Below are 12857 nucleotides of genomic sequence, written 5' to 3' on the forward strand. Positions count from 1 at the left end.
GCTGGTCAGACGATCGGCGGGCTTTTTTCTTACGCGCGCGTCAAGACCATCCGCCACCCAGCGCCAGGAACACCGCCACCTGATCCTGCACCAGTTGCACTCGCGCCGCGGCAGCAGCCGCTTCCGCACTCGCCAGGCTCCGCTGCGCATCCAGCAAGGACAGGAAATCTCCCCGGCCAAAGCGGAACAGCTTTCCGGCCTGCCCCGCGGACACCGCCGCGCTGGCCCGCGCCCGCTCCAGCGCCGCCGCCCGCTCGGCATCGCGCCGATAGCTTTCCAGCGCCGTCTCGGTCTGTCGCAGCGCCTCCAGCACGGATGCGTCGAACCGCGCGAGATCGCCCTGCACCCGCGCATCGGCCTGCGCAATCCGCGCCTTGACCACCGGCCGGTTGGGAAAGCTCCAGCTGAGCAGTGGCCCCAAGCTGAAACCCAGGGCCGTTCCCGATCCCAGATCCTTGAGCGGCCCCGCCAGCCCCAGCGATCCGCCGATGCTGACTTGCGGATAGAGCTCCGCCATCGCCACCCCCAGCCGCGCCGTATCGGCGGCGATCGCCCGCTCCGCCTGCCGTACGTCAGGCCGCCGCCGGATCAGCGCCGCGCCGTCGCCAACCGGGAGTGGCCGCCCCAGCACAGGCAGCGCCGCACAGCCTTCCACCGCACGCGGATAGTCGGCGGGCGGCCGCCCCAGCAAGGCCGAGAGCAGATAAAGCCCGGCCTGCCGCTGCGCCTCGAACGCAGGCAGCGCCGCCGCGCTTGCATCCACCGCCGCTCGCGCCCGGCTGACGTCAAAGGCGGTGCCCCGACCGCCCCGGAACAGCCGCTGCGTGGCGTTCAGCGTCTCGCCCTGCAAAGCCACGACCCGGCGATTGACGGCGAGCGAATAGTTGGCGGCGCACACCTGCGCATAGGCGCGCGCGGTGGCCGCCGCGACGCTGACCCGCAGATAATCGCGCGCCGCCTCCACGGCCTCCAGATCGGCCCCGCTGGCTTCGATCGCGCGCCTGATCCGGCCGTTCAGATCCAGGGGATAGGACGCACTCAACCCCAGATCATAGCCGACCACGCCCGGTAAGCTCTCTCCGGTCCCCGAAGGCCGCGCCAGCGTAGCGCCGCCGCTTACCGCAGTGCTGACCGTGCGCCCCGCCTCCGCTTCCTGCAGCACCGCCTGCGCCGCACTCACATTCGCCTGCGCCACCCGCAGATCGGCGTTGGCAGCCAACGCCTGCTCCACCAGCGCGTCCAGCTGTGGATCATTGTAGAGCCGCCACCAATGATCCGGCAGCTCGGCATTGCTGAACCCCGCCCCTTGCGCGGAATGAAAAGCACCCTGCGCCCCTGGAGCGGTGGCGGCGGAATGTTCGGGCGGCCGGTAGTCTGGCCCTGCGGTCGAGCAGGCGGCGAGAATCAGCGCCAGACCGGGGAGCGTGCGCCTCACTAGACACCGGGCTGCGGACTTACCCATGGCGGCAGCTCCCCGCGCGGCCTTTCTCCACCGGCTCCACCGTCACCGTCGCCGTCCGCCCGGCGATCAGCCGCATGCCAGCCGGCACCTTGTTCAGCTTCACCCGTACCGGAATCCGCTGCGCCAGCCGCACCCAGGAAAAGGTCGGTTGCACCGTGGGCAGCAAATTGCCCGAGTCACTGCGGGTGGTGTCGTTGATGCCATAGGCGATGCTTTCCACCCGCCCATGCAGGTCCGCCGCCTCGCCCATCAGCCGCACCGTCACCGGCGCGCCGATGCAGACCAGCGGCAATTTCGTCTCCTCAAAATAGCCTTCGACGCGCAGGCTGTCGCGATCGACCAGCGCCATCGCCTGCTTGCCCGCCGCGAGGTAATCGCCGGGATGCAGGTCCAGATTGGTGACGACGCCATTGACTGAGGCCGCCACCCGCGTGCGCTTGAGGTTCAGCGCGGCAGCGTCTCGGCTACTCATCGCCTGTGCCAGCGCTGCCTGCGCCGTCGCCACCAGCGCCACATTCTGCTCATGCGCCTCCGCCGCGACCAGATCGCCCAAGGCAAGGTCGCGCGCCGCTTCCCGCCGCGCCTGGCCCAACGTCGCGCGAGCGCTCGCCACCTGCGCCTCCGCCTGCTCCAGCGCCAGCGCATAGCGGGGCCGGTCGATCACGAACAGCAGATCGCCCGCCTTCACCTCCTGATTGTCACGCACCGCGACCGACGTCACCAGCCCGCCGATATCCGGCGTCACCCGCACCACATCGGCCCGCACTCGCCCGTCGCGCGTCCAAGGGCTGCGCTCATAATGGTTCCACATGGCGATGGCGGCGACCACGGCGATCACGACGATGACAATGGTGGCGGCGCTGCGGACCAGCCCGCTCGGCAGACGGTTCATGGACGGACTCCAACTATGGGGAGGAGAAGGGCGAGCCCGCCCAGCACAAGCACGAAGATGCTAAGGTCGACGATCGCCCGATAGGCGAAGAAGCGGTAGAGCCCGAACGCCCCGATCAGCCGCGTGACGCCCCAGCTCAGCAGCAGCGCCAGAACCCCAAGCAGCAGCAGCGTCGGCATGAACACTCCGCCCAATGCGACTTCTCCCGTCATGCCGCCATCCTCCGATAGGCCGGGGCGGCCGGGAACAGATTTCGCCGCAGACTGACCAGCGCCAGCATCCCCTGCCGCCGCACGCTTTCATTGTCATTATGCGACAGCGCGCCGACGGCATCGTCAATATCCGTCAGCAACGCCGGTTCCGCAGGCTGGGGGGAGTCAGGATTCAAGCGGCGATAATGGTGCGCGACACCGGCCAGCACATGGGCGAGCGGTTCGCCCTCCTGTGAAGGCAGATCGAGCCGCAATTGCCGCAGTTCGCCGATGGCGACGCCCGTGCGCAGGTCGCGCAGTGCATGGAACAGCAGGTCGCTATCTTCGCGCCGGGCGGTGGCGAGCCGGGGCGCCAGCAGCGCGATGCGGTCCAGCATCCGGTTGATCCAGCCGCGCACATCGGGGGTCGTCATCATCGTGCTGCGCGTCGCCAGATCGTTCCAGGTCGCCCGGATCGTCCGCCGGATCGCGCCTTCCACTCCGGCCGACTGCAGCAGCCCGGCCATGATGATTGCGAACCACACGCCCACCAGCTGCGCGATCGTGCCATTCAGGAAGGCCGCGAATTCCCCCACATAGCGGTCCGCTATCAGCGCGGGGCTTCCCAGCCCCAGCAGCACCGGCAGCGCAATGCCACCCATGCGGGGCGACGCCAGCATCGCTCCCAAAGCCAGCAGCATCGGTGCGAAGGCGGCAGCGAACATCGGAAAGCCGTCCAGCCGGGGCAGGATGGCATAGCCATAGAGCGCGGCCAGCGCCGACGCAATCAGCGTGCCGATCATGAATCCTTTGATTGGGGCAGCGGGATTGTCGGACGCCGCGAACAGCGCCAGGAAGACGCCGGCCAGCATGACCGCCGTGCTGCCATCCTGCCATCCGCTGCCGATCCACAGCGCGCAGCCGGTCAGGATTGTGACGAAAGCGCCGAAAGCGCCACGCGCGGCCGCCGCATAGTCGCGGTGCAATTCCCGGCTCCGGCGTCCCTCCAGCAGTTCGGCGACACGCGCACTGACCGGCTGGCGGCTATGCACCACCATCTGGTCATAGAGGTCGCGGCAGTCGCGATGCGCGGCGATCAAGGTGGCGAGACGCGCGAACAGGCTCATCCGCATCATCGCGGCCCAATCCATGTCAGCTTGGGCGGGCGGCTCCAACGCGGCGCAGCGGTCGATCAGCGTCTGCGCCGCGGCGCTGCGGGCCTCCCGATCCTCTCCTGGCGCGGCGAGCCATGCCCTGACGTCCGCGATCAGCGCCTGCGTGGCAGGTGGCACCGCGCCGCCGCTCGCCGCCTTCAGCGCGGCCAACCGGTCCTCGACAGCCGCGCCCAGAGGAAGCAACTGCGCCAGTTCGTCCTGCAACGCCCGCACCGTGCGGATGCGCGGAGCGAGGCGTGAGGTGTCGAAGGGCAGATGGATCGACAGCTGGTGCAGTTCGCTGACATCCTGCGCCAGCCGCCGCCGTTCGGACTCCAGCCCCTCGACCGGCTCTATCGCGATGGCGTCATGGGACCAGCGTTCGGCATCAGCCAGCATCGCCCGCACCCGCGCCAGCAGGAAGTCGCTGACCGATCCGGGAAAGACGACGCTGTGCACCAGGCTGGCGCTGGCGATGCCGATCATGATCTCCTGCACGCGCAGGCTCGCCACGGTGAAGATGGTGTCGGGCGCATCGACGCTGGGAAAGACGATCAGGCAGGCGGTGTAGCCCGCCAGCACGAACATATAAGCGCGCGGCGTGCGGTCGAGCAGCGAGACGAAGACACAGAGCGCGAGCCATGACGCCATCGCCAGCGACAGCAATTCCGGCGCGTTCACCAGCGGCGGCACCACCGCCACGGAAAAGGCTCCGCCAACGATCGTGCCCAGCACGCGGAACAGCCCCTTGGACAGGACCGCTCCGGCCATGGGCTGCGCGACGATATAGGATGTCAGGAACGCCCAATAGGGCCGCTCCAACCCGATGCTCAGCGCGATGAACAGCGCCAGCATTCCAGCCGCGAAACATTTAAGCGAAAAAAGCGCCGCGGGCCAGCCGAAGCGCGCGCTCATGGCTGCTGGCGGCGCTCGGCTATCCGGCGGCCGAGCAGCTCCATCAGGTTTACCGTGATCTCGATTGCGGCGTCGGGCACGCCTTCGAGCAATTGCTGCCGCAAGCTGTCGAGGCGCTCCTCGATTCGTCCGGCCAGATCCTTGCCCGTAGGCGTAAAGGCGATGCGGTTCGATCTTTTGTCATCGGGATTGGGCACCCGCTCCACCAGCCCCATCGCTTCCAGCTGATCCAGCGTCCGTACAAGCGATGGCTGGGTAATCCCCAGCAGTTCCGCCAGGTCCGCCTGCCGTGCATCCGGTCCCATGCGATCAAGATGCACCAGGCACCAACCCGCACTGTTCGAAACGCGAAATTCCGCCAGCGCCTCATCCGCAAGGGCGCGCCAGCTGCGCGCCACCAGCGGCATCCTCTGGGCCAGCGCCCGCTTCATTTCCGACCGCGACATGATATTTAGATAGCTAACTAAATTGATATTGTCAAGAAATCGCGTTCTACTCGCCATTTCCTTCATGCGTTTAAAATTCCGGGAGCATCAAAACTCCCGGAAATTGCGGCTTTCAGCTCCGTCTCGTTCCCGAAAAGCCAGCCGCTCCGAAAGCGCCCAACTGCATCGTCCCGCTGATGCTGTCGCCGTCGACCTCAGCCTCGCAATCCATCGTCATGGGCATCGGCACCGACATGTTCATCTTCCAACTCAGCTTGTTTCCATCGACCTTGCCGTCCGCCACGTCGAGCGATCCCATCATGCCCGCGAAGGTCCCATGGAAGCTGTCACCCGAGCTGATGACCGTCAGCACGCCCTTCTGCTCGCCCAGCGGCGTTTTCGCCACGCAATCATAGGCCCCATCGACACCAGCCATCGTCTTTCTCCCTATATGCCGCCGTCAGTCGGCCAATGTGCCCATCTCGACCGGCAGGCCCACCGCGTCAAGCTGCGGCCGCACCAGTTTCGCATCGCCCACCACGACCCAGATCAGCCGGGACGGATCGATCGCCTCCCGCGCTGCCTTGTCGAGGTCAGCCGGAGTCATCGCCCGGTAAATGGCGGGCAGCTTTTCATAATAATCATCCGGACGCCCCAGCAGTCGATTGCGCATCATCGCCCCCAGCAGGTCGGACGAAGTTTCGAAGCTGCCGGGCAGCGACAGGATCTGGCTGTTGATCGTCTGGTTCCGCTCTGCCTGGGTGGTCCCCTTGCTCGTCAGGAAGTCGGCAATGTCCTTGCGGGCCGCAATGATCGACTCGCCCGTCTTGTCGGTCTGCACCGGCGCATAGACCAGCAGCGGAATGGTTTCCTTGACGCCGGGAAGCGCCGTGCCTGCATAATAGGCCCAGCCCTTCGTCTCGCGCAAATCCATGATCAGGCGGGATGTCGAACTGCCGCCCAGCACCTCATTGGCGGTGATCAGCGTCACCGGATTGTCGGTGCCCTGCTTGCCAGTCAGCAGCCCGGCGAGGATCATCGACTGCGGGCTTTGCGGCTTGTCCACCAGAACAATGCGTGACGGCCGCATCATCCGATCCATGCGGAAAAGCTTAGCGCCCTTGGCGGCCTTCGGTGCCTTCCAATTGCCGAAGCGCTTCTCCAGCAGCGGCATCACTTCGCTGAGCATGGCGTCACCCGTCACGAAGATGGTCGCATTGTCGGGCCGCAACCACTTGTCGTGGAACGCAACCAAATCCGCCCGCGTCACCGCCTTGACTCCGCTTTCCGTGCCGGAGCCGGTGAAGGGGATGCCATACGGGTGCGACTGACCATAAAGTAGCGGCGGCAGCAGTCGCTGCGCGATCGGCATCGGTTCGGTCTTTTCCGCCTTGATCCGGGTCAGCATCTGACCGCGCAGGCGCTCCACCTCGGCCGGCGCGAAGGCGGGGTTGCGGATGACATCCGCCAGCAGCCCCAGCGAGGCGTCGAGATTCGGCTTCAACGCATAGAGGCCGACATTGGTGTTATCCATGCCATTGCCCGCGCTGATGGATGCGCCCAGCCGCTCTTGCTCTTCCGCGATCTGGATCGAGCTTCGTGTCTTCGTGCCCTCATCGAGCAGTGCGGTGGTCAGCCCTGCCGTGCCGAGCTTCGCCTTGTCATCCGCGGCATTACCCGCGTCGAAAGATATGGACACCCGCACCACGGGCACCGTCGCGCGGCGCGCGAATACGACCGGGATCCCGTTCTTCAGCGTCGCATGCTCGACGGCCGGAAATTCCAGATCCTTGACCGGCTGGATCGCGGGCTCGGTAACCTTGGCAGGCGGTGGCGGGGCAGCGGCAACGGGCGCGGCTTTCTTTGGGTCGCGGAAATAGGCGGGATGATGGATGGCATTTCCTGCGAGCGCATTATCCTCCGCCGAACGCTCGCCCGGCGCAACGGTCAGGCGGAACACCGGCCTCCCCAGCCACTTGCGCGCCGCATCGCTCACCGATCGCGGCGTGGCGGCGGCGTAGAGCGCGAGATCCTTCTTATATTTCTCGGGATCGTTGGAATAGACGGCCCCCTCTGCCAGCGTCACCGCCTTGCCATTGAAGCCACCGACCTTCTCCAGGCCCCCGATGGTGCCCGACAGTTGCTGCGTCGCCGCGCGCTGCACCTCGTCGGCCGTGGGACCTTTGGCGAGATAGTCGGCGAGCAGTTGGTCGAGCCGCTTGCTTACAGCCACCGGGTCCTGCCCCGGCTTCACGTCCACCGTGATTTCAGCGATGGATAGCTTCTCGAAGGGCTGGATGCTGGCCTTGACACCAACCGCCACCTTTTCGCCCCGCACCAGGATATTGTCGAGCCGCGATGATCCGAGGCCCCCGAACACGGCCATCGCCAGATCAAGCTGCGGCAGATCAGCCGAATTGACCCCGGGCACGATCCAATTGCGATAGAGCCGCGTCGCAGCGACATTATCGTGCATCACCTTCTCGACATCCTTGTCGAGCGTCGGCACGGTCGCATCCACATCCTTGGGCGCGGGCCCGGCGGGGATGTTGCCGAACCACTTTTCCACCTTTGCCTTCGCGGTGGGGAGATCGATATCGCCAGCCAGCACCAGCACGGCGTTGTTCGGACCGTAATGCGTCTTGAACCAGTTCTGCACATCGGCAAGGCTGGCGGCATTCAGGTCCGCCATCGAACCGATGGTCGAATGGCGATAGGGGTGCCCTTCGGGCAGCATGGCGGCGAGCTGGGCATATTCCACGAGCCCGTAAGGCTCATTCTCGCCCATGCGCTTTTCATTCTGCACGACACCGCGCTGGGTATCGAGCTTGGTCTGGGTGACCGCGCCCAGCAGATGGCCCATGCGGTCGGACTCAAGGAACAGCGCCCGGTCGAGCGCCCCGGTCGGCACCGTTTCGAAATAATTGGTGCGGTCGAACCAGGTCGTGCCGTTCCAATCGGTTGCGCCGATATCCTCCAGCCGCCCGAAGAAAGGGCCGTCCGCATTTTCCGACCCGTAGAACATCAGATGCTCGAACAGATGAGCAAAGCCCGTCTTGCCCTTCGGCTCGAAACGCGACCCCACATGATACCAAACGGAAACAGCCACCACCGGCGCCTTGCGATCGGTATGGACGATGACGCGCAGGCCGTTGTCCAGCGTGAACTGCTGATAGGGGATGTCGACCGCGGAGACGAGGCTGGAGAGCGGCGCAGGCGCGGCGGCATCGACCGCCGCGATCGCGGGGATCATCGGCGTCAATGCAAGGGCGGACAGGCCAAGCGCCAAGGCCAGTCGACGCGACAGGGGAGAAGGAAGCATCAGCGCCTCATGAAATCAGTGGCATGCGGCTGCACACCTGAAGTCCGGCAGCATAGCGAGGCGTTTTAACCACGCAATACGCATTAGGCTGGACAGAGCGGCGGAGGGCGATAGGCTCATGGTCCAAGAATATGGGAGGGGTCCGAACTTGATGCGCCAGGGCTGTTATTTTCTTGCCTTCACCCTTTCGATCATAACCAGCAGCGCCGCCCTCGCCAAAGATGATCGGGCGCCCATCCCAACCAGCCAGGACATTCGTGCCGACATCGGCTTCCTTGCCGACGACCTGCTGGAGGGGCGGGACGCAGGGACGCGCGGCTATGACATCGCGGCCCGCTATGTCGCCGCCCGCTTCGAGGCGCTCGGCCTGCAACAGGCAGTAGGTGGCAGCTGGTATCAGCCTGTGACGCTGGCGGTCGCTCAGCTCGACAAGAGTGTCACGCCGTCGCTCACGATCAATGGCCGACGGTTTGCGAGTGGAGGCGACGTTGCTATCGGCCCATTCGGCCGCGAACCGAGGCAGAGCGTTGAGGCAGGCGCCGTGTTCGTCGGCTACGGCCTCAAGTCCGAGCGTGAGAAGATCGACGATTATGCCGGGCTCGACGTCAGGGGTAAGTTCGCCGTGGTCCTTTCGGGTTTTCCCGCCGATCTGCCCAGCGAGGTGGGCGCGCATCTCGCTGCGGAAAGGACGGCGGCAGCGCAGGAGGCGGGCGCGATCGGCCTTATCACCCTGCCGAGCGAGGGTCTGTTGACGCGGGTTCCCTGGAACCAGCTGCGCGAGCGGTCCAAGGGGCCGGCGGTCAGTTGGGTGCAACATAATGGCGAGCCGTTCAGCCGCACCCCGGCAATAGTCGCCACCGCCTACGCCAATGGTCCGGCGACTGAGGCGCTGCTTGCCGGGACCGACCAGTCGCTGGAGATGATCCGCAAACAGGCGGCGAGAAAGGGCGCGAAGGTCACGCGCTTTCCGCTGAAGGCGCGGGTTCGCCTGGACCGCAGCAGCATCGTCACGACCGCTGCCAGCCGCAACGTGCTGGCGGTGCTGCCGGGCGCCGATCCCAAGCTGGCGAAGGAATATGTGCTGCTGACGGCGCATCTCGATCATCTCGGCATGCGAGAAGATGGGGAGGGGAAGGACAACATCTATAATGGCGCCATGGACAATGCCGCAGGGGTCGCGACCATGCTCGCAGTGGCGAAGGCTTTTGCGGACAGCGGCAGATCGCCGAGACGGTCGATCCTGTTCGCGGCAGTGACGGCGGAAGAGGAGGGACTGCTGGGTTCGCAGTTTCTTGCCAAGCATCCGGTGTTGCCCGAGGGCGGGAAGCTGGTCGCTGAGGTCAACCTGGACATGCCGGTCCTGACCTATGACTTTCAGGATATCGTGGCGTTCGGCGCCGAACATTCGACACTGGGCCCTGTGGTCGCGAGAGCGGCGAAGGACGCGGGCGTAGCGCTGTCGCCCGACCCATTGCCGGACGAAAGCCTGTTCACCCGGTCAGACCATTATCGTTTCGTGCAGGAGGGTATTCCGGCGATATTCCTGATGACCGGCTTTGCCGGGCCTGGGAAGGAGGCGTTCCGCCATTTTCTGAAGACGGACTATCATCAGCCTTCCGATCAGATGAGCCTGCCCTTTCACTGGGAGGCGGCAGCGAAATTTGCGCGGGTCAATTATGCAATCGCGCGGGAAATCGCTGACGATGAGGAAGCGCCGCGATGGTATCTGGGGGATTTTTTCGGGGACGTTTTTGCACCGGGGGCGGAGAAGGCGGCGAAACAATGAAGAAAGTCGCGAACTGAAAGGATTCTGAAGAGTTAGGATAATTGCGTAGTGACCCCTTGTGTTGCTTTTTGGCAACACTACATGGCTGGCATCACTTACCGCGTGAGGATTGTATGAACCTCGAGAAATTCACTGACCGCGCCAAGGGCTTCCTGCAATCGGCGCAGACCGTCGCGATCCGAATGAGCCATCAGCGGATCAGCCCCGAACATCTGTTGAAGGCTCTGCTGGAGGATGATCAGGGCATGGCGTCCGGCCTGATCAAGGCGGCGGGCGGCGATCCGACCGTGGCGGTGCGCGAGACGGATGCGGCGCTGGCCAAGGTGCCTGCCGTTTCCGGAAGCGGCGCGCAGCAGACGCCGGGGCTGGACAATGACGCGGTGCGGGTGCTGGACAGCGCCGAACAGATCGCGGCCAAGGCGGGAGACAGCTTTGTCACGGTCGAGCGGCTGCTGCTCGCCCTTACCCTTGCCACCGGCACGGCGGCGGGCAGGGCTTTGGCAGCGGCGGGTGTGAAGCCGGAGGCGCTGAACGCCGCGATCAATGATCTGCGTGGTGGCCGCACCGCCGATACGGCGGGCGCGGAGGATCGCTATGATGCGCTCAAGAAATTCGCACGGGACCTTACGGAAGCGGCGCGAGAGGGCAAGCTGGACCCGGTGATCGGCCGGGACGAGGAAATCCGGCGGACGATTCAAATTCTCGCGCGACGGACCAAGAACAATCCCGTCCTGATCGGCGATCCCGGCGTCGGCAAGACCGCGATCGCGGAAGGGCTGGCGCTGCGCATCGCCAATGGCGACGTGCCCGACACGCTGAAGGATCGCACGCTGATGGCGCTCGACATGGGCAGCCTGATCGCGGGCGCGAAATATCGCGGCGAGTTCGAGGAGCGGCTGAAGGGCGTGCTGGACGAGGTGAAGGGCGCGGAAGGACAGATCGTCCTCTTCATCGACGAGATGCACACGCTGATCGGCGCGGGCAAATCGGAAGGCGCGATGGATGCGGGCAATCTGCTGAAGCCGGCGCTAGCGCGCGGCGAACTGCACTGCATCGGCGCAACGACGCTCGATGAATATCGCAAATATGTCGAGAAGGACCCGGCGTTGCAGCGGCGGTTCCAGCCGGTGTTCGTGGGCGAGCCGACGGTGGAGGACACCATCTCCATCCTGCGCGGCCTGAAGGAGAAATATGAGCTGCATCATGGCGTGCGGATCACCGACGGCGCGCTCGTCAGCGCGGCGACGCTGTCCAATCGCTACATCACGGACCGTTTCCTGCCGGACAAGGCCATCGACCTGATGGACGAGGCCGCCAGCCGCCTGCGCATGGAGGTGGAGAGCAAGCCCGAGGAGATCGAAACGCTCGACCGGCGGATCATCCAGCTGAAGATCGAGCGCGAGGCGCTGAAGAAGGAGACCGACAAGGCGTCGAAGGACCGGCTCGACGCGCTGGAGGAGGACCTTGCCAATCTGGAAGAACAGTCGGCCGCGCTGACCCAGCGCTGGCAGGCGGAGAAGGACAAGATTGCGAGCGAGAGCAAGCTGAAGGAGCAACTGGAGGCCGCTCGGGTCGAACTGGAGCAGGCGCAGCGGGCAGGCGACCTCGCGAAGGCGGGCGAGCTGGCCTATGGGCGCATTCCGGAACTGGAACGCAAGATCGCCGAAGCGGAGGGCGCCGCCGAGGGTGCGATGCTGCGCGAGGAGGTAACGAGCGAGGATATCGCCGCCGTCGTGTCGCGCTGGACCGGCATTCCAGTCGACAAGATGTTGGAGGGTGAGCGCGAGAAGCTGCTCGCCATGGAGGAAGTGCTTGGCAAGCGCGTCATCGGGCAGGCGGATGCGGTGAAGGCCGTGGCCACTGCCGTGCGCCGGTCGCGCGCCGGATTGCAGGACCCGAACCGACCGCTGGGATCATTCCTGTTCCTGGGGCCGACGGGCGTCGGCAAGACGGAGCTGACCAAGGCGCTGGCAGGCTTTCTGTTCGACGACGACAACGCGATGGTGCGCATCGACATGAGCGAGTTCATGGAGAAGCACTCGGTCGCGCGGCTGATCGGCGCACCTCCGGGCTATGTCGGCTATGAGGAAGGCGGCGTGCTGACCGAGGCGGTGCGGCGGCGGCCCTATCAGGTCGTGCTGTTCGATGAGGTCGAGAAGGCGCATAGCGATGTATTCAACGTGCTGCTGCAGGTGCTGGACGATGGCCGCCTGACCGATGGTCAGGGGCGGACGGTCGACTTCACCAACACGATCATCGTGCTGACGTCGAACCTGGGCAGCCAGTTCATCGCTTCGCTGGGTGATGACGAGCCGGTCGAAAAGGTCGAGGATCAGGTGATGGACATCGTCCGAGCGCATTTCCGGCCGGAGTTCCTCAACCGGCTGGACGAGATCATCCTGTTTCACCGACTGGGTGCGAGCCACATGGCGCCGATCGTGGACATTCAGGTGGCGCGCATCGGCAACCTGCTGAAGGACCGGAAAATCACGCTCGACCTGACCGATGGCGCGCGGGCCTGGCTGGGGCGGGTCGGTTACGATCCGGTCTATGGCGCGCGGCCGTTGAAGCGCGCGGTGCAGCGCTATCTGCAAGACCCGCTGGCGGACCTGATCCTGCGCGGCGAGGTGCCGGATGGGTCACGGGTGCGCGTGGATGAGGGGGATGGGGCGTTGGAGTTGAGTGTTGTCGGTTAAAATCCTCCCGCTCG

Annotated in this window: 9 protein-coding genes; 2 read left to right on the plus strand and 7 right to left on the minus strand. The window is 65.4% G+C overall.

All coding sequences use genetic code 11. The features are described 5' to 3' along the window. Window positions 1-40: 40 nt before the first annotated feature. The 7 genes from ACZ5Y5_RS11355 to ACZ5Y5_RS11385 all read right to left on the minus strand — a co-directional run bounded on the left by ACZ5Y5_RS11355 (window position 41) and on the right by ACZ5Y5_RS11385 (window position 8361). Window positions 41-1462, minus strand: a complete 1422-nt coding sequence (locus tag ACZ5Y5_RS11355; RefSeq protein WP_464808730.1) for an efflux transporter outer membrane subunit — start codon at window positions 1460-1462, stop codon at window positions 41-43. Next, entirely contained in the window at window positions 1455-2354 is a 900-nt protein-coding gene (locus ACZ5Y5_RS11360; protein ID WP_464808731.1) for an efflux RND transporter periplasmic adaptor subunit, read from the minus strand. Before ACZ5Y5_RS11360 ends, ACZ5Y5_RS11355 begins: the two co-directional genes overlap by 8 nt. Continuing rightward, window positions 2351-2566, minus strand: a complete 216-nt coding sequence (locus ACZ5Y5_RS11365; RefSeq protein ID WP_464808732.1) for a DUF1656 domain-containing protein — start codon at window positions 2564-2566, stop codon at window positions 2351-2353. Before ACZ5Y5_RS11365 ends, ACZ5Y5_RS11360 begins: the two co-directional genes overlap by 4 nt. Beyond that, the gene (locus tag ACZ5Y5_RS11370) at window positions 2563-4614 is read right to left on the minus strand and encodes an FUSC family protein (protein ID WP_464808733.1); all 2052 of its coding nucleotides are present in this window, start codon (window positions 4612-4614) and stop codon (window positions 2563-2565) included. The genes ACZ5Y5_RS11365 and ACZ5Y5_RS11370 overlap by 4 nt, the downstream gene beginning before the upstream one ends. Further along, entirely contained in the window at window positions 4611-5060 is a 450-nt protein-coding gene (locus tag ACZ5Y5_RS11375; RefSeq protein WP_464808734.1) for a MarR family transcriptional regulator, read from the minus strand. The genes ACZ5Y5_RS11370 and ACZ5Y5_RS11375 overlap by 4 nt, the downstream gene beginning before the upstream one ends. Window positions 5061-5172: 112 nt before the next feature. Next, window positions 5173-5475, minus strand: a complete 303-nt coding sequence (locus tag ACZ5Y5_RS11380; protein ID WP_464808735.1) for a hypothetical protein — start codon at window positions 5473-5475, stop codon at window positions 5173-5175. Window positions 5476-5499: 24 nt separating this feature from the next. After that, the gene (locus ACZ5Y5_RS11385) at window positions 5500-8361 is read right to left on the minus strand and encodes a M16 family metallopeptidase (protein WP_464808736.1); all 2862 of its coding nucleotides are present in this window, start codon (window positions 8359-8361) and stop codon (window positions 5500-5502) included. A 151-nt stretch (window positions 8362-8512) separates the two neighbouring features. Between ACZ5Y5_RS11385 and ACZ5Y5_RS11390 the strand changes: the two genes are divergently transcribed. Both ACZ5Y5_RS11390 and clpB read left to right on the plus strand, forming a co-directional pair. Beyond that, on the plus strand, window positions 8513-10147 hold the full coding sequence (locus ACZ5Y5_RS11390) for a M28 family metallopeptidase (protein ID WP_464808737.1): 1635 nt from the start codon (window positions 8513-8515) through the stop codon (window positions 10145-10147). A gap of 113 nt (window positions 10148-10260) precedes the next feature. After that, window positions 10261-12843 (plus strand): ATP-dependent chaperone ClpB, encoded by a 2583-nt coding sequence (clpB, locus tag ACZ5Y5_RS11395; RefSeq protein WP_464808738.1) that lies wholly within the window; start codon window positions 10261-10263, stop codon window positions 12841-12843. The last annotated feature ends 14 nt before the right edge of the window (window positions 12844-12857 follow it).

The sequence above is a fragment of the Sphingobium sp. TomTYG65 genome, assembly GCF_055395525.1.